Source organism: Xanthomonas sp. CFBP 8445, from assembly GCF_025666235.1.
GTDB classification, from domain to species: Bacteria; Pseudomonadota; Gammaproteobacteria; order Xanthomonadales; family Xanthomonadaceae; genus Xanthomonas_A; species Xanthomonas_A indica.
Genome location: NZ_CP102594.1, coordinates 463,781 through 481,484 on the forward strand (window position 1 = coordinate 463,781; position 17,704 = coordinate 481,484).

Below are 17,704 nucleotides of genomic sequence, written 5' to 3' on the forward strand. Positions count from 1 at the left end.
GGCGCGCATCGGCGCCTGCAGTGTCCCGTGGCGATGAGGCGGTGTCGGATTACAGAGAGCGTGGTACAGCGGGTCGGCCAAGACACCGCGACGCGGGCCGCCGCAGCGCCCGGCTGTTGCCAATCTCCAATCCCGACTCCCCAATCCCCGCTCATTTCCGCGGCGCCTCCACCTTGGCCAGCAGGGCGCTCAGGGCGTCGTCGGCGCTCTGGCCTTCGATCTGCAGTTCCGGGGCCAGGGCGATGCGGTGGCGCAGGGCCGGCTTGGCCACGTCGCGGATGTCGTCGGGGATGACGAAGTCGCGGCCGGACAGCACCGCCTGCGCGCGCGCCGCGCGGACCAGGGCGATGCTGCCGCGGGGGCCGGCGCCCAGGGCGATGCCGGGCCAGCGACGGGTGGCGGCGACGATGCGCACGGCGTAGTCGATCACCTGCGGGTCGACGGCGATGGCGGCAGTGCCGGCCTGCATCGCCACCACGTCCTCGGCGCCCAGCACGCGCGGCACCTGCGACAGGTCGAAGTCGCCGGCGCTGCGGCCGCTGGTGACCGCGGCGACCATCCGCGCCTCGTCCTCCAGCTGCGGGTAGTCGATCAGGATCTTCAGCAGGAAGCGGTCCAGCTGCGCTTCCGGCAGCGGGTAGGTGCCTTCCTGCTCCACCGGGTTCTGCGTGGCCAGGGCCAGGAACGGCGGCGCCAGCGGGAAGGCCGTGCCTTCGATGGTGACCTGGCCTTCCTGCATCACTTCCAGCAGCGCCGACTGGGTCTTGGCCGGGGCGCGGTTGATCTCGTCGGCCAGCAGCAGGTGGGTGAACACCGGGCCGCGACGGATCTTGAAGCTCTCGGTCTTGGGGTCGTACACGGCGTGGCCGCTGACATCGCTGGGCATCAGGTCCGGGGTGAACTGCACGCGTGCGTAGTTCAGTTCCAGCGCCTGCGCCAGCGCGCGCACCAGCAGGGTCTTGCCGAGGCCGGGCACGCCCTCGATCAGCACATGGCCGCCGGCCAGCAGCGCGATCAGGATCTGCTCCAGCACCTGCGGCTGGCCGATGAAGGCGTGGCCGACCGCGGCGCGGATCGCCTCGGCGCGTTCGATCAGGGCAGGGCCGGCGAGCGGCGCGACGGCGTCGGAGGAGGCGGTGGTCATAACTGGTTTCTCATCTGGACGAGGAGGCGGATGCGCTCGCGCAAGGCGGCGGGCTGGTGGGGCGGTGGCGGCTGCAGCGCCTGTTCGACCTGCGCCACCGGCAGCTGCAGGCGGTCGGCGATGGCGGCGGCCTTGGCCGGGCCCTCCAGCGCGGCGGCGATCGGCGCGCGCCGGCGCAGCCGCGCCAGGAACGCCTCGCGCACCGCCGCGTGCAGCAGGTCGGCGCGGCCGTAGCGCAGCAGGTGTTCGCCGCTGGCGCGCACGTGTTCCAGCAGCGAGCGGCGGTCGGCCGGCGGTGCGGCGCGCAGCGGCCCGAAGCGCTGCATGCGCGACCACAGCCAGGCCAGCAGGATCAGCAGCGCCGGCAGCCAGGCCGGCCAGCCGCGGGTGAACAGGGTGCGCCACAGCGACGGCAGTTCGGCCGAATAGACCAGGTGGATGGTGCCCTGGCCGTAGTTCGGCCCCAGCACCTGCCGGGCGAGCAGGCGGTTGCCGGCCTCGCGCAGCCCGCCGCCGCGCAGGACCGGGTCGTTCTGCATCGGCGAACCATCGAACATCTTGCCGATCCGGCTGTCCTGGTTCTCGAGGAAATCCAGTTGCGACAGCACGTCCACGCTGCCGTGGCCGAAGGGCACGCGCGCAAACACGAAGTCGTCGTCCTCGCCGCTCCACCAATTACTGGGCGTGTCCGGATCGATGTGGAAGCGGCGGCCGTCGCAGAAGACTTTTTGCGGCGCCGCGCCGGGCACCGCCATCATCAGGCAGTTGTCCGGGCTGCGCGCCTCGACGGTGATGTCCAGCGCTTCCAGGATCGGCACGTCGCCGTGCTTGACCTCGGCCGTGGGCGTGCGCAGCACCAGATGCCCGCCATGCTCCACCCAGTCCAGCAAGGCGTCGCTGTCGGCCTGGCCGAGCATGCGCGGATCGCCGTACAGCACCACGCTGTCGTGCGGGTGCAGGCGCATCGCCGCCAGGTCCAGGCGTTGCCGCGACTCGGCGCGCACGCCGTCGGCGCGCAGGGTCTGGCGCAGCGCGTACAGCGGGTTGTAGGCGGCCTCGCCGCGCGGCGGCAACACGATCACCCGCTCGGCGCGTTCGTAGCGGCCGAAGAACCAGGCCGCGGCGACGCTGGCCAATAGCAGGCCGACCAGGAAGATCAGCGCATTGCGCGTGCCGCTGTTCATGCCTGCCACCGGAACTGCCGCTGCAGGTCGTCGACCAGCGCATCGAAGGCGCTGTCCTCGGGCAGGCGGCCGGCGTAGGCGGCGTGCTGCCAGACTCGCACCATGCGCGCGAACAGGCCGCGGTCGGTCTCATCGGGCAGGCGCTGCGCAGCGCGCAGGCACTGCGCCTCGGTGGCGCTGGGCGGCAGCACCAGGTCGGCGCGCTCGCACAGCGTCGCCACGCTGGCCCGGTACAGCAGCGCCAGCGCGTCGCGGTGGCGGCCCTCACGCCAGGCGCGCCGCGCCACCGTCGCCACGTCGTCGGGCAGCGGCTGCGGCGCCAGCACCGGCACGTGCTCCGGCGCCGCCGCCGCCGCCGCGCGTCGGCGTCCGCCGCCGCGCATCCACGGTAGCCAGTGCTTGGCGGTCAGCAGCAGCACCAGCAGCACGATCCCCGCCAGCAGCCACATGCCCCATCTGCCGATGAAGGCGATGGCCTGGCCCGCGGCCTGCAGCCATTCGCCGAACGGGGTGAGGTTGCGCTCCTTGTCGTCCGGCTTGGGCGGTTCGTCGGGATTGCGCTTCTTCCAGTAGCCGATGGTGCGCTTGGCGGTCAGCAGCGGGTCGGTGTAGGCGCGGTCGGCGGCACGGGCGAAGCGCGCATCGGCGGCGGGCACGGTGTCGAACACCTCGTCCAACGGGACCGGGCGCGCCCCATGGTGGTGGCGCTCGGTGGCGTGTGCGGCAGGCGTCTTGCCGTCGGCATCGGTGTCGGTGTCGGTGTCGGCATCTGCGTCCGAGTCCGAGTCCGAGTCCGAGTCCGAGTCAGTGGCGGTCTCGCCATCGGCATCGCGCGTGTCGTTGGCTGTGGCCGGCGCTGCCGCAGTCTGCACTGCCGTGTCGTCGGCCACTGGCTGCGCACGCAGCGCTGCGGCTGGGGCGGCGAGCAGGGCCACGCACAGCAGCGCCAGCGGCGCGGCATCGCGCAGGCGCGCGGCCATCCGGCGCAGCGCCATCTCCACGTCCCAGGCTTCGAGCTGGGTGCGCCGGTTGAGGTACAGGCCGAAGCCAGCGCCGACGAAGAACGGTTCGATCAGGGTCATCGCCAGCCAGCCTATGGCGTTGAAGCCGAGGTCGGCCCACACCGGGGTCTGCTGGCCGATCAGCGACCAGGCCGCGCGCGCGGTTTCCGGCAGCAGGTCGATGGGCACGAACAGGAAGATCGTGGCGATGCAGGCCAGGCACAGCATTGCTTCGAAATGCCAGTACACGCTGGCCATCAGCAGCGCATGGCCGTAGATGGCCCCGCCCAGGGTGCGGCGGCGCTCGCGCTGCTGGTCGGTGCTCGCGCCTTCCAGCAGCTCCAGCGGCATGAACACGCTGCGCGCCGGGCTCAGCCGGCGCCAGGTCAGGTAGCCGAGCAGGGTGCGCCAGCCCCAGGTGCCCTGCGCGCGCACGGTGTCGCGCACGCGCGGCACGTCGCCGAACACCGCGCGCGAGATCACGAACAGCGGAATCCGGTCCAGCACCGGCTTCAGCCACCACAGCAGCAGCGGCGCCAGCCACAGTTGGTCGATCGCCCAGGCGCCGAGGTTGAGCACGGCGAACAGCGGCAGGGTGACCAGCAGCCAGGGCTTCCAGATCGCCCCGGCGTGGCGGCGGACCAGGGCGCTGCCCAGTTCCATCGCTTCCCAGGCCGAGCGTGCGCGCAGCACCACGTCCAGGCGCTCAATCCGCATCGATCGCCTCCGCCCGGCCGCGCCCGCCGCGCCACAGCCACGTCAGCACCAGCGTCCACAGCACCGCGGACACGCTGTACTTGATCCACGCCGGCACGGTCGCGATGGACGACCAGAACGCCTCGATGAAGGCGGCCACCAGCAACATCGCCGCCACGCCCAGGCATAGCCGGGCGCCGATCTTGCCGCCCTCCACCAGCGCATCGATGCGCCGCCGCCGTCCCGGCGCCAACACCTTCAGGCCGAGCTGCAGGCCGGCGCCGCCGGCGATCACGATCGCGGTCAGTTCGAACGGCGCATGCCCGGCGACGAAGCGCCAGAAGGTGACGCCGTAGCCGATCTGGTGCAGGTGCCCGGCCACCGAACCGATGGTGATGCCGTTGAACAGCAGCACCAGCACCGTGCCCAGTCCCGCCAGCAGGCCGCTGGCGAAGGTGCGCAGGCCGATGCTGATGTTGTTCATGATGTAGTGGCCGAACATCTGCCAGTCGGTGCCGCTGTCGCGGCCCAGCTTCTGCACGCTGGCGGCCGGGTCGTACATGCGTTCGATCTGGCTGACCTGCATCGGGTCCATCAGCCCGTGGATCAGTTCCGGCCGGAACTGCAGCAGCACGAAGAGGGTCACCAGCGGCACCACGAACAGCGCGGTGGCCGCGGCCATGTAGCCGGCCTGGCTGCGCACCAGCTGCGGGAATTCGGCGAACAGGAACTCCGCCGCGCGCCGCCAGCGCGGACGCGGCGCCCGGTACAGGACGGTATGGCCCTGCTGCATCAGGTGCTGCAGGCGCGCGGTGACCTGCGGGCTGTAGCCGCGCCTGCGCGCCAGCGCCAGTTGATGGCACACGCGCCGGTAGCGTGCCGGCATGTCTTCGTCGGCGAGCGGCGGCGGCGGCTGGTCTGGGCCCGGGCTCGGCGGCACGGCCGCGTGCTTGGGGTCGACGGTGGTGTCGGCGGCCTTCGCCGGCTTGCGTCCGCTGCCGCTGCCGCTGCGCTGCAGCCAGGCCTCGAACGCCTGCCACTCGTGCTGATGGCGCAGGACGAACTGTTCCTGCTTCATCGGCGGCCCAGCAGCCAGTTGGCCATCGCATACAGGCGCAGCACCCCGGCCTGGCCCGCCGCGTCGGTCAGCGGCTGCGCCAGCGCGGCCAGCTCCAGCTGCCGCTCGGGGGTGAGCCGCGGCGCGCGCTCGGCGAAGGCGATCAGCGCCGTCTGTTCGGCCGGCAGCAGCGGCCGCGGCGGCGCGAGCGCGCTGGCGATCGGCGGCAGCGCCGCGTCCTCGCGCGGCGGCTGGTGCACCACCAGCGTGCCTGCGACCAGATCGCCCAGGCGCCGCGAATGCGCATCGAACAGGCAGGCGATCAGCCCGACCGCATAGCCGAACGGCAGCATGTCCACGGTGCGCAGCAGGTTGCGGGTGATCGCCGCCATCCACCCCACCGGCGCGCCGTCGCGCGCCACCACGCGCAGGCACAGCGCCTGCTTGCCCAGGGTCTGGCCACGCCAGCCCTCCAGCACGATCGGGTAGCCCCAGAACACCAGGAACATCGCCACCAGGTACAGGCCCTGGCCGAGGCCGCCGAGCAGGCCGAGGAACATGCCCATGGCGGTGAGCAGGGCGAAGCGCAGCGCCAGGTCGATCAACCAGGCCAGCGCGCGCGGCACCGCGCCGGCGGCCGGCAGCTGCAGCGGCACGCCCTCGGGCGTGATGACCTCGCGGTAGGTATCGAGCATGCGGTTCACCACCACCGCGTGGCGCGGCGGACAGGGGCGCCTGCGATGTGGGGAGGCCGTCCTTCCGTTCGGCCGGCTGCCTGTGGCGGCATGCTGCTCTCGACTGCGTCCTGCTTCCGAAGCGGCACTTTAGCCGGCAAGGCGTGAATTGCCCAGCGCGCCGGCGGCGCCGATCAGCGCACCGTGCCGCCGTCGCGCTGGCGCCCGGAGAACAGCTTGCGCACGCCAGCGACCAGGGCCATCAGGCCGACCAGCACCAGCTTCCAGGCCTTGGCCAGCAGCAGGCCGAGCTTGGCGAACAGGCCGGCCTTGGCCGCCAGGCCGCCGCCGATCAGGGTGGCCAGGCCGTAGCTGGCGATCTTGTCGGTGGACGGGTTGTGGTCGGCATAGCGCGCGCCGCTGTCGAACTCGGCCATCGGCAGCAGCTGCTGCATGCCCTCGCGCACCTGCGCCAGTTCGCCCATGCCCGAGACCGCATTGAGGCTGAGGTAGCCATGCCGGCCGAGCACGCGGATGTCGTAGTTGAGGGTGTGCTCGCGCTCGCCCGCGAACGCCAGCTCGCGCGCCCAGTACAGCTTCTTGCTGCCGGTGTCGTAGCGCGGCGGCACGGCCCAGCCGATCAGGTCGACCTGCTCGTAGCCGGCCTTCTTGCGCTGCGCGTTGGACTCGCGGGTCTCGTCCTGCATGTCCTTGAGCATGGCCTGGTAGTCGATCTTGCTGGCGTCCTCGTCGGACACGTAGCCGTCGTCGGAATAGGTGACCACCACCGCCCAGCTGCCCTTCTCGTCGAGCGCGGGGTGGCGCGGCACGATCAGGCCCAGCACGTCGTCGTCGGGCGGGTTGCCCCAGTAACTCTCCAGCACCCGGCGCGCGTCGGTCTTGTCCAGGAAGCGAAACGCCGGGCCGAGGTCGAAATGCACCTTGGCCTGCGGCAGTTCGATATGGCCGTCGCGGAAATGCAGCGAACCGACGAACTGCTCGGCGGTCATGTCCGGGCCGCTGTCCTGGGCCAGCGCCGGGACGGCGGTGGTGCACAGCGCACAGAAAAAAGCGGCCAGCAGGCCGCGCAGCGAAGTCTTGATCATCGGCGATTCCATTCGGTGGCGTCCCCACGCCAGAGACGCGTAGTGTCGCGCAAGCGCGCGCGGTGCGCCAGTCGCGAGCACGCTTTTTCCCGGCCCACGGCGCCGCGCGGCATCCCGCCGGCGCTGCGTCGGTGGCGCTCAGGCGGGGGAGGCCGGCGCAGGTCCGAGGCCGGCGTAGAAGGCGGCCAGCAACTGCGCGCCGTGCGGCCATGCGCCCAGGCCGCTGGCCGCATTGAGATGTCCCAGGCGGTCGAGTGCGACCAGTCCGCTGCCCCAGTCGGAAGCGCAACGGCGGCTGTAGGAAGGCGCCGCGTACGGATCGTCGCTGCTGGCCACGATCAGGCTGGGAAACGGCAGCGGCGCGGTCGGCACCGGCACGAAACTGGCGGCGTGCGCATGCGGAAACGCGGCGCTGTCCGGGTCGGGCACCGCGACCAGGAAGGCGCCGCGTGGCAGGCGTTCGGCACGCGCGGCCCAATGCGCGACCAGCAGGCAGCCCAGGCTGTGCGCGACCAGCAACGGCGGCGTGGCGCAGCGCTGCATGCAGTGGTCGAGCGCGCGCAGCCAGTCGTGCAGCTGCGGTTGCGCGAACGAGGCCGGCTGCAGCCGGCGCATGCGCGGGTCGTGCTGCTGCCAGAGGGTTTGCCAGTGCTGCGGTCCCGAGTCGCCGATGCCCGGTACGATCACCACGTCCTGCATGCGCTACGCTCCGTCGGAAGAAAGCATGAGTGTCGCGATGCCTGCCCGGCATCGCCATGGCAATGCATCGGCCCATGCGGCGTTTTTCCGATGAATCCACGGTGCGTGACGAGGGGGCGAGGCGAGTGGCGGCGAAAACCTGGCGGGGCGATGCCCTGGACTACGCGATCCTGGAGGCGCTGCAGTGCGATGGGCGCATCGCACTGGCGGCGCTGGGGCGGCGCATCGGGCTGTCGCAGCCGGCGATGTCCGAGCGTGTGCGTCGGCTCGAGGAACAGGGGGTGATCACCGGCTACACCGCCAGGGTCGACCCGCGCGCGCTGGGCCTGGCGACCTCGGCCATCGTCCGCCTGCGCACCACGCATGCGCAGATCGGCGCATGCCTGGAACAGTTCGCGCAGATGCCGCAGGTGCTGGACGTGCATCGGGTCACCGGCGAGGACTGCTTCGTGCTGCGCGTGCTGGTGCCTGCGCCGGCGCAACTGGAGCCGGTGATCGATGCCCTGGCGCGCTTCGGTGCGGTGACCACCAGCGTGGTGCTGCGCAGCGAGCCGCCGCGCCCGATCGGCCGCGCCTTGCTGGCGTTGGCGGCCGAGTAGCGGTGCGGGCTACTGCGGCGCTGCCGCGGCCAGGTAGCGGTCCTTCAGCCGCACGTAGTGCTGCGCCGAGTAGTGCAGGCTCTCGATCTCCTTGTCGCTGAGCATGCGCGCCTTGCGTGCGGGATTGCCCAGCCACAGTTCGCCCTCGCCGACGGTCTTGCCCGGGCCGACCACCGCACCGGCGCCGACGAAGCCGTACTTCTTCACCGTGGCGCCGTCCAGGATGCACGCGCCCATGCCGATCAGGCACAGGTCCTCGATGGTGCAGGCGTGGATGATGGTGCCGTGGCCGACGGTCACGTCCGCGCCGATCAGGGTCGGGTAGCCGGCGGCGTTGAACGGGCTGTGGTGGCTGACGTGGATGATGGTGCCGTCCTGGATGTTGCTGCGCGCGCCGATGCGCACGTAGTTGACGTCGCCGCGGATCACCGTGCCCGGCCACACCGACACGTCGTCCGCCAGCACCACGTCGCCGATGAGGGTGCAGGCGGGGTCCACATAGACGCGCGCGCCCAACTGCGGGGTCTTGTCGAGGTAGGGGCGGATCGGGGACACGGCGCTCTCCGGCGGTGGGCGGCCGGCGGCCACGCGGGCGCCGATGATACCGCGCTCGCTCGGGCCGGCCGCCGCGGCGGGGCGCGTCCCCCGACGCCTGTCGCACACAAGGGCTAAGCTACGCCGGGCGTCGTGCGACGCCGTCGCGGAGCAATCGCCATGGTGGATCGCCCGACCGTCGCGGCCTACGACGCCGATGCCGCGCGCTATGCGCAGGACTGGCGCGACCAGGCCGCGCCCGAGGACATGTACGCACTGCTCCGCCGGCATTTCGCGCCGGGGCCGACCGCCGACGTCGGCTGCGGCGCGGGGCGCGATACGGCCTGGCTCGCAGCGCGCGGTTTCGAGGTGTGCGGCTACGACGCGAGCGCCGGGCTGCTCGAGGAGGCGCGGCGGCGCTACCGCGGCCTGCGGTTCGAGTTGGCCGCGTTGCCGGCGCTGGACGGCCTCCCGTCCGGCGCGTTTCGCAACGTGCTGTGCGAAACGGTGGTGATGCATCTCGACCAGGCGGACGCGGCCGCCGCCGCCACGCGGCTGGCCGAGCTGCTGATGCCGGAGGGCACCTTGTACCTGAGCTGGCGGGTGGCCGGAAACGACGCGCCGCGCGATGCGCACGGCCGCCTGTATACCGTGCTGGATGCGACGCGGATGCGTGCGGCGCTGGGCGGCGGCATGCAGGTGCTCGACGACTACGAAGTCATCAGCGCCTCCTCCGGCAAGCGCGTGCATCGGCTGATCGCGCGCAAGGCCGCCGCCGCCGCGTAGCGCCACGCACCTGGCATGTGCCGTGGTTGCACTGCCGCCCCCAAAGCGCCGGGGTTCGACGCGGCCAAGATCCGATTGTGCGATAAACGCACCGACAATCGATATTCGCACTTGAATGGTGCACTGCGATAAAACTAGCGTTGCCCCTGTTCCGGCGCCTGGCAGCGCACGACGCGTGCGCCACCGGCGGCCACGGCGCCGCCCGCCGCCGGCGCGGTCCCGATTCTGTTGGAGATGGTGCATGTCCTGTGCGTTTTCCCGCGGCCTGGCCTTATTGGCGGCGGCCCTGCTTCCCGGTGCCGTGCGCGCCTACCAGGCCGAGCCGGCGCCGCCGGAGCGCAGCGTGCTCACCGTGGATCGCTACGCCGACGACGACGCCCCGGGCTCCCTGCGCTGGGCGATCACCACCGCCAACCAGGCGCCCGGCCGCTACCGCATCGAGATCGCCGCGGTCGGCGCGCCGCCGTACGTGATCCGCCCGCGCGCGCCGTTGCCGGCTCTGCAGGGGCCGCTGCAGGTGGTGGGCCTGGCGCGGGCGCATGATGGCCAGTACATCGCCATCGACGGCGCCGGCTACATCCACGGCAAGGGCACCGCCGCCTGCCCGGGTGCGGAGAAGGGCCAGTTCGGCACCAACGTGCGCAGCACCACGCTGCCGGGCCTGGTGCTGCGCGATACCCGGGGCGTGGAACTGAGCGGCCTGGAGATCCGCAACTTCTGCATCGGCGTGCTGCTCAACCGCGCCAGCGACAATGTGCTGCGCGACAACCGCATCGTCGCCAACCACGGCGGCGCCGGGGTGATGCTGACCGGCGACGACGGCAACGGCCAGTCCACCGCTACCACCACGGTGCGCAACCGCATCGAGCGCAACACCTTCCTCGACAACGGCGACGGCCTGGAACTGACCCGCGGCGCCGCCTGGAACCTGGTGGCGGACAACGTGTTCCGCTCCACCGACGCCAACCCCGAGCCCTCGCAGGGCATCGAGATCCTGTGGGGCAACGACAACACCGTGTTGCGCAACCGGTTCGAGCGTTACTCCGACGGGCTGCAGATCAACTGGGGCAACCGCAACACCATCGCCGACAACGACTTCGCCGGCAATTCGATCGGGGTCAGCGTCACCGGCCGCGACAACCTCATCGAGGGCAACCGCCTGACCGGCAACGGCATCGGCATCGCGGTGCGCCCGCAGCCGCGCAGCGAACCCAACCGGTTCAGCGCCAACCTGCTGTCCGGCAACGGCCTGAAGATCGAACGTTGTTTCGCCGGCGGCGCCTGCGTGCCGGGCCAGCCACGCGGCGCCATCGTGTTCGGCGTGCCGGGCCTGGAGCATGCGCCCTTCGTCGGCTCGCGCGGCATTGGCGTCGATCCGGATCCGCGCAAGCGCGCGGCGATCTGCGGTGCCGTCGCGGCGGACGGCTGCCAACCGCCGCCGAACTACGGCCAGGCCGCCCCGCAGTTGCGCGCGATCGAGCGCGGCGCCGGCGTGCCGCAGGTGCAGGGCAGCTTCGTCGGCCGCCCCGGCCATCTGTACACCGTGGAGTTGTTCGGCAATCGCCGGCCCGGCGACGACAAAGCCGAACGCTTTCTCGGCCGCGTCGAGGCGCCGGTGGATGCACAGGGGCAGGGCCGCTTCGCGCTGCCGCTGGACGGCGACAGCATGGGTCTGGCCACGCTCACCGCCACCGTCACCAGCGACGATGGCGCGACCTCGCCGCTGAGCGCGCCGCTGGCGGTGGCACCGTGAGCCGCGCCGCATCCGCCGGCGTTCGCACGGTGCGACGCGTGCCGTCGTTGCCGGCCTGGTCGCTGCTGGCCACGGCCGTCGCCTTGCTCCCGGCGGTCGCCGCCGCGCAGGACGCCACCGACCTGGCGCACAGCACCTTCAGCGGCGACTGGAACGGCACGCGCAGCGACTGGCTGCAGCGCGGCGTCAACGTGCGCGGCGACTACGTCGGCGAAGCCATGGGCGTGGTCGACGGCGGCCGCGGCGAGCGCGGCGAGCGCAGCGCGCGCTATGCGCAGCAGGTGCGGCTGGGCGTGGATCTGGACCTGGCCAAACTCGCCGGCTGGGACGGCGGCGCGCTGCACGTGACGGTCAACGACCGCCGCGGCCGCAGCACCTCGGCCGACCTGCTCGGCAACCGCTTCCCGATCCAGGAAGCCTACGGCGGCCAGTTCACCCGGCTCACCGAACTGAGCTACGACCGCCGCTTCAACGACGGGCGCACGTACGTGAAGGCCGGCTTCTACGCGATGGGCAACCAGTTCGGTGCGCACACGCTGCTGACCAACTTCGTCAACGCCGCGTTCTGCGCGCACCCGCTGGCGATGTCCGGCAACAGCGGCTGGTACAACTATCCGAACGCGCGCTGGGGCGCCGAGGCGGCGCAGCAACTGACGCCGGCGGCGAACCTGCGGGTCGGCTGGTTCCAGGTCAACCCCAGCACCAACAACAACGTGCACACCGCCTTCGACCTGGACGCGCGCGGCACCACCGGCTCGCTGTTCCCGGTCGAACTCACCTGGACGCCGGGCGCCGGCGGCGCCTATCCGGGCACCTACAAGGTCGGCGGTTACTACGACTCCTCGCGGGTGCCGCGCAAGGGCCTGGATCCGCGCGCCACCACCGGCCGCAACGGCGCCTACCTGCTGGTAGAGCAGAAGCTGTATTCCCCTGGCGGCGAACGCGGCCGCGGCCTCACCGGCTTCGCCCAGTACATGGTCTCCGACCGCGCCACCGCGCAGATCACCCGCTGGTACGCACTGGGCGGCGTGTACCAGGGCATCGGCCGGCGCAGCCAGGACCGCATCGCCCTGGGCTACGTCGGCGCCGACATCAACCATCGCCTGCTCGACGCGCGGCGCGCGGCGTTGCTCGATGCCGGCGTGCCGCCGGACGCGCCGGTGTTCGCGCTCGATACCGCCGAGGAACTCTACGAACTGTCCTACAGCGCGCAGCTCACGCCGTGGCTGATGCTGCGGCCGGATGTGCAGTACATCGTCAACCCCGGCACCTTCGCCTATGCGCGCATCGACAACGCGCTGGCGGTGGGGCTGCAGGTCAAGCTCACCTTCTGAGCGCGCGCTGCGCGCCTTCCTGTCCAGGCCGACCCCGATGCCCTTGTTCCCACGACGACTGACCTTCCTGTGCTGCGCCGGCCTGTTGCTGGCGTCGCCGCTGCAGGCCGCACCCGCGGCGCCCGCGGCGACGTCCGCGGCCACCCCGCTGCCGGCGCCGCGCGTCCTGCAGATCCGCGGGCTCGCCATCGGTGCCGGCCTGCCCAAGATCATCGTGCCGATCACCGCGCACGACGCCGAGCAGGCGCTGGCGCAGGCGCAGCGCATCGCCGCCTCGCCCGATGCGGACCTGGCCGAGTGGCGCATCGACCTGATGGACGGCGCCACCGACGCGGCGGCGCTGGCGGCATTGGGGCCGCGCCTGGCGCAGGCGCTGCACGGCAAGCCGCTGCTGCTGACCTTCCGCACCAAGGCCGAGGGCGGCGCGGTGGCGATCGACGATGCCGCCTACGGCGCGCTGTACGCCCGCCTGCTGGACGCGCGCTTCGCCGACCTGCTCGACGTGGAGATGGCCCGCGACCCGGCGGTGCTGCGGCAGCTGGTGGAGCATGCGCACCGGCAGGGCGTGTACGTGGTGATGTCCAGCCATGACTTCCACGCCACCCCGCCGGTGGCGGAGATGGTGGCGCGGCTGCAGCGGCAGCAGGCGCTGGGCGCCGACGTGCTGAAGATCGCGGTGATGCCGCGCGATCCGGGCGACGTGCTGCACTTGCTCGACGCCACCTGGCAACTGCGCCAGCGCAGCGGCCAGCCGTTGCTGACCATGGCGATGGGGCCGCTGGGTGCGGTGTCGCGGCTGTCCGGCGGTACCTTCGGGCAGAGCCTGACCTTCGGCATGCTCGGCAGCGCCTCGGCCCCCGGCCAGATCGATGCGGCACGCCTGCGGCAGGCGCTCGATGCCCTGCACGCGGCCGCGCCCGCCCAGTGACGCCGCCTCGCCGCGGTTCTCGTTCGCCGTTCCTGCAGGAGTGACCCCATGAGCCATGCCGCCGCCCCGCCCACCGCGCTCGTCCTGGACCGCATGAGCGGTTTCCAGTGGACGGCGATCGCGGTCTGCGTGCTGTTGAACATGCTGGACGGGTTCGACGTGATGGTGATGGCCTTCATCGCCCCGCACGTGTCCGAGGCCTGGCACCTGTCCGGCAAGCTGCTGGGGATCGCGCTCAGCGCCGGGCTGGTGGGCATGGCGCTGGGTTCGCTGCTGCTGGCGCCGCTGGCCGACCGCTGGGGCCGGCGCAGCATGATCCTGTGCTGCCTGGTGATCCTGACCGTCGGCATGGCGGCCTCGGCGCTGGCGCAGGACATCTGGCAACTGGCCGCGCTGCGCGTGTTCACCGGCATCGGCATCGGCGGCATGCTTGCCGGCGTGGGCGTGATCACCGCCGAATACGCCAGCCCGAGGTGGCGCAGCACGGCGGTGGCACTGCAGGCCACCGGCTATCCCATCGGCGCCACGCTGGGCGGGTTGATCGCCGCGGTGCTGCTGGAACGCTGGGGCTGGCACGCGGCCTTCCTGTTCGGCGCACTCGCCTCGCTGCTGTGCATCCCGGTGGTGCTGGCGCTGCTGCCGGAGTCGCTGGATTTCCTGCTCAGCCGACGTCCGCCGGATACGCTGGCGCGGCTCAACGCGCTGCTGGCGCGCATGCGCGCACCGACGCTCGACGCGCTGCCGCCGCGCCCGCCGGTACAGGAGAGGGCGGGCTACGCGGCGCTGTTCACCCCGCACCTGCGCCGCAACAGCGTGCTGATCGCCTTGGGCTTCTTCATGCACATGTTCGCCTTCTATTTCGTGCTGAGCTGGACGCCGAAACTGCTGGTGCAAGCCGGGCTGTCGGCCGAACAGGGCGTCACCGGCGGGGTGCTGCTGAACCTGGGCGGCATCGTCGGCGGCGCGTTGTTCGGCGCGCTGGCCGCACGCTTTTTGCTGCCGCGGTTGACCGCGGCCAGCTTCCTGATCGCCGCACTGGGCATGGCCGCGTTCGCCACGCTGGGTGCGCAGCTGCAATTGGCCTTCCCGGTGGCCTTCGTGATCGGCGCGGCGCTGTTCGGCTCGATGGCCGGCCTGTATGCGCTGGCCCCGATCGTGTTCGCGCCGAGCGTGCGCACCACCGGCCTGGGCTGGGCGATCGGCATCGGCCGCGTCGGTGCGATCCTCTCGCCGATGACCGTCGGCGTGTTGGTCGACGCCGGTTGGCAGCCGGCCAACCTGTACTACGTGCTGGCGTTGCCGCTGCTGGTGGCCATTGCCGCGGTGTTGACGATGCGGCTGCAGCCGGCGCGTTGAGGGCAGGGCGCCGCGGGCGCACGTCTGGCCGACGCTGAGAACACCGCGCTTGACGGTGCGGGCAACGCCGGCCTGGCCTACGCCACTCATACGACGCCGCTGCGCGGCGCCGTAACTCATGCGTTGGCCAATCGAGGCGCCGCGAAGTCCGACGAACGCCGGGCCATCCATTGCCACCGCACAGGTGGCAATGGGGCGCCGTTTTCCTACTTGGCGTTCGGCAGCGCGTAGGCGATCACGTAGTCGCCGCGGTCCGGCGACTGCCGCGCGCCGCCGGCGGTGATCACGATGTACTGCTTGCCGTTCTTGGCCGACACGTAGGTCATCGGACCGCCCTGGCTGCCCACCGGCAGCCGCGCCTTCCACAGTTCCTTGCCGGTGCCGCTGTCGAACGCGCGCAGGTAGTAGTCCTGGGTGCCGGCGATGAACACCAGGCCGCTCTGCGTGGCCAGGGTACCGCCCAGCGTGGGCATGCCGACCGGAATCGGCAGGTGCATCTTGAAGCCGAGCGGGCCGGTGTCCTGCACAGTGCCCACCGGCACCTGCCAGGCGATGCTTCGGGTCTTCAGGTCGATCGCGCTCAGCGTGCCGAACGGCGGCGCCTGGCAGGGGATGCCCAGCGCCGACAGGAAGCGGTTCTTGTTGACCGCGTACGGCGTGCCCTTCAGCGGTACCGCGCCCATGCCGGTGTTGACCGCCTCGCCACCGCTGGAGGCGGCCGCCTTCTCGGCTTTCTGCGGAATCATCTGCACCCACAGGCCCAGGCGCATGTCGTTGGCGAACACCACGTCGTGCACCGGGTCGACCGACAGCCCGCCCCAGTTCATGCCGCCCAGCGAGCCGGGGAAGCTCAGCGACACGTCGGTGCCGGGCGCGGTGTACAGGCCTTCGTAGCGCATCTTCTTGAAGGCGATGCGGCACAGCATCTGGTCCAGCAGGGTGGCGCCCCACATGTCCGCTTCGGTCAGGTGCTTGGTGCCGATCTGCGGCATGGCCACCGACAGCGGCTGGGTCAGCGCATACGGTTCGTGGGGGATGTCGGCCGCCTTCACCGGCACCTCGCGGACCTCGGTCAGCGGCGTGCCGGTGGCGCGGTCGAGCACGTACAGCTGGCCGGCCTTGGTGCCGATGATCAGCGCCGGCACCTTGCGGCCGTCGGCCATCGGGAAGTCGATCAGGCTCGGCTGCATCGGCAGGTCGAAGTCCCACAGATCGTTGTGCACGGTCTGGTAGACCCACTTGACCTTGCCGGTGCTCGCATCCAGCGCGGTGATCGAGGCGCCGAAGCGGTGGTCCAGCGCGCTGCGCTCGGCGCCGTACAGGTCGGTGGACGGGCTGCCCATCGGCAGGAACACGGTGTTGGACGCGGCGTCGTAGGACATCGGTGCCCACACGTTCGGCGTGCTGCGCACATAGGTCTTGCCCGCGGCCGGCGGCTGCGTGTCCTGCGGGTTGCCCGGGTCGAAGGCCCAGCGCTGCGCGCCGGTGATCACGTCGAAGCCGCGGATTACGCCGCCGGGCATGTCGGCCTGGACGTTGTCGGCGACGCGGCCGCCCACCACCACCGTGGTCCCGGCCACGGTCGGCGCCGAGGTCAACTGGTAGAACGGATCGGGTGCGGCGCCGAGGCCGGCCTTCAGGTCGACCTGGCCGTTCTGGCCGAAGCCGCTGCAGAACGCGCCGGTGTCCGCATCCAGCGCGATCAGCCGCGCGTCGATGGTGTTGGTCAGCACGCGGCGCCGGCAGTTGGCGCCGGCCGGCAGCACCGCCGCCGCCACCGGCGACGCGTTGGCCGCCGTTGGCTGGGCCAGCGCCGCGTCGGCATCGAAGTAGGCCAGGCCGCGGCAGCGCTGCCAGACCGAGGACTTCGCATTGATCTCGTGCTTCCACAGTTGCCGGCCGCTGCTGGCGTCCAGCGCGATGACGTTGTTGTGCGGGGTGCACACGTACAGCGTCTCGCCGATCTGCAGCGGGGTGGTCTGGTCCTCGGCGCCGTTGCCGTCGCTGAGGGCGACATCGCCGGTGCGGTAGGTCCAGGCCACCTGCAACTGGCCGACGTTGCCGCGGCCGATCTGATCCAGCGCGGCGAAGCGGTTGCCGCCGGCGGTGTTGCCGTAGTGGCTCCAGTCGCGCTGCGCCTGCGCCGGGGTCACCGGCACCGGTGCCGGTCCGGGGCCGCTGGCCGCCACCGGCGGATGCGGCACGAACATGCCGGCCAGGCCGCCGGCGCAGGCCAGCGCCAGCACCGCCGCCAGCGCATACGCGCCGCGGCCGCCGGGCAGGCCGCGGGCGCGGCGCAGGGTCGGGTAGACCAGGGCGACCAGCAGCGCCAGCACCGCCGGCATCATCAGCCGCGACACCAGCGGCCAGAACGCCAGGCCGGCGTCCCAGCAGGCCCAGGCCACGCTCAGCACGAAGGCCAGCGCGTACAGCCAGGCGCCGGCCGGGCGCCGCCGCAGCACCAGCACCGCCGAGGCCAGGCAGGCCGCGCCCATCGCCAGGAAGTAGGGGCTGCCGCCGAGCGTGGCCAGGCGGATGCCGCCGACCAGCAGCGCCAGCCCGATCAGCGCCAGCAGCAGGCCGACGCTCCACAGCACGATCCGGCCACCGGCCGACACATCCGATTGGGTTTGCACGTTTTCGATCCTCTGCAGGGGAGACGCACGGCGTCCGCGGCCGGCCACGAGGGCGGAAAGCGGGCGTGCGCACGATGACATGCCGCGTCTGGCAAGGACGTCGCCACGTTGGGCGATTATCGCATTTGTGTTCGGTAATAGAACGAATGGCGACGCCCGCCAACGCGATGCTGCGTGCCGGTTTCCGACGTTTCTCCGACCTTGGTGAAGCCCGTAC

The 17,704-nt window shown here is 71.8% G+C and carries 15 protein-coding genes; 6 read left to right on the forward strand and 9 right to left on the reverse strand.

The features are described from left to right. Positions 1 to 151: 151 nt before the first annotated feature. The 7 genes from NUG21_RS02125 to NUG21_RS02155 form a co-directional block, all read right to left on the reverse strand. Positions 152 to 1,144: an AAA family ATPase gene (locus NUG21_RS02125; RefSeq protein ID WP_160946756.1), complete on the reverse strand. Its 993-nt coding sequence runs from the start codon at positions 1,142 to 1,144 to the stop codon at positions 152 to 154. Further along, on the reverse strand, positions 1,141 to 2,328 hold the full coding sequence (locus tag NUG21_RS02130; protein ID WP_263392139.1) for a DUF4350 domain-containing protein: 1,188 nt from the start codon (positions 2,326 to 2,328) through the stop codon (positions 1,141 to 1,143). Before NUG21_RS02130 ends, NUG21_RS02125 begins: the two co-directional genes overlap by 4 nt. Further along, positions 2,325 to 4,046, reverse strand: a complete 1,722-nt coding sequence (locus NUG21_RS02135; protein WP_263392140.1) for a DUF4129 domain-containing protein — start codon at positions 4,044 to 4,046, stop codon at positions 2,325 to 2,327. The genes NUG21_RS02130 and NUG21_RS02135 overlap by 4 nt, the downstream gene beginning before the upstream one ends. Further along, entirely contained in the window at positions 4,036 to 5,103 is a 1,068-nt protein-coding gene (locus tag NUG21_RS02140) for a stage II sporulation protein M (RefSeq protein ID WP_263392141.1), read from the reverse strand. Before NUG21_RS02140 ends, NUG21_RS02135 begins: the two co-directional genes overlap by 11 nt. Beyond that, complete coding sequence (locus NUG21_RS02145; protein ID WP_263393017.1) at positions 5,100 to 5,789, reverse strand: RDD family protein; 690 nt, start codon at positions 5,787 to 5,789, stop codon at positions 5,100 to 5,102. The genes NUG21_RS02140 and NUG21_RS02145 overlap by 4 nt, the downstream gene beginning before the upstream one ends. Positions 5,790 to 5,950: 161 nt before the next feature. After that, a complete protein-coding gene (locus NUG21_RS02150) occupies positions 5,951 to 6,874 on the reverse strand; it encodes a DUF2167 domain-containing protein (RefSeq protein WP_160946751.1) in 924 nt (307 codons plus the stop codon). Positions 6,875 to 7,000: 126 nt separating this feature from the next. Beyond that, the gene (locus NUG21_RS02155) at positions 7,001 to 7,561 is read right to left on the reverse strand and encodes an RBBP9/YdeN family alpha/beta hydrolase (protein ID WP_263392142.1); all 561 of its coding nucleotides are present in this window, start codon (positions 7,559 to 7,561) and stop codon (positions 7,001 to 7,003) included. Positions 7,562 to 7,686: 125 nt separating this feature from the next. Here NUG21_RS02155 and NUG21_RS02160 point away from each other — a divergent pair, with 125 nt between their 5' ends. Beyond that, a complete protein-coding gene (locus tag NUG21_RS02160) occupies positions 7,687 to 8,160 on the forward strand; it encodes an Lrp/AsnC family transcriptional regulator (protein WP_160946863.1) in 474 nt (157 codons plus the stop codon). Positions 8,161 to 8,169: 9 nt separating this feature from the next. On the opposite strand, the gene NUG21_RS02165 is transcribed toward NUG21_RS02160, so the two are convergent. Then, complete coding sequence (locus NUG21_RS02165) at positions 8,170 to 8,715, reverse strand: gamma carbonic anhydrase family protein (protein ID WP_242081407.1); 546 nt, start codon at positions 8,713 to 8,715, stop codon at positions 8,170 to 8,172. Positions 8,716 to 8,874: 159 nt separating this feature from the next. Here NUG21_RS02165 and NUG21_RS02170 point away from each other — a divergent pair, with 159 nt between their 5' ends. The 5 genes from NUG21_RS02170 (at position 8,875) to NUG21_RS02190 (ending at position 14,851) form a co-directional block, all read left to right on the forward strand. Further along, entirely contained in the window at positions 8,875 to 9,480 is a 606-nt protein-coding gene (locus NUG21_RS02170; protein WP_263392143.1) for a methyltransferase domain-containing protein, read from the forward strand. A gap of 241 nt (positions 9,481 to 9,721) precedes the next feature. After that, entirely contained in the window at positions 9,722 to 11,233 is a 1,512-nt protein-coding gene (locus NUG21_RS02175) for a right-handed parallel beta-helix repeat-containing protein (RefSeq protein WP_263392144.1), read from the forward strand. A 38-nt stretch (positions 11,234 to 11,271) separates the two neighbouring features. Next, on the forward strand, positions 11,272 to 12,567 hold the full coding sequence (locus tag NUG21_RS02180) for a carbohydrate porin (protein ID WP_263392145.1): 1,296 nt from the start codon (positions 11,272 to 11,274) through the stop codon (positions 12,565 to 12,567). 37 nt (positions 12,568 to 12,604) lie between these two features. Continuing rightward, complete coding sequence (aroD, locus tag NUG21_RS02185; protein ID WP_242081403.1) at positions 12,605 to 13,495, forward strand: type I 3-dehydroquinate dehydratase; 891 nt, start codon at positions 12,605 to 12,607, stop codon at positions 13,493 to 13,495. Between the two features lie 48 nt (positions 13,496 to 13,543). Then, positions 13,544 to 14,851, forward strand: a complete 1,308-nt coding sequence (locus tag NUG21_RS02190; protein WP_263392146.1) for an MFS transporter — start codon at positions 13,544 to 13,546, stop codon at positions 14,849 to 14,851. Positions 14,852 to 15,057: 206 nt separating this feature from the next. Here the strand turns inward: NUG21_RS02190 and NUG21_RS02195 are convergent, their stop codons facing one another. Continuing rightward, positions 15,058 to 17,487: a glucose/quinate/shikimate family membrane-bound PQQ-dependent dehydrogenase gene (locus NUG21_RS02195; protein WP_263392147.1), complete on the reverse strand. Its 2,430-nt coding sequence runs from the start codon at positions 17,485 to 17,487 to the stop codon at positions 15,058 to 15,060. Positions 17,488 to 17,704: the final 217 nt, after the last annotated feature.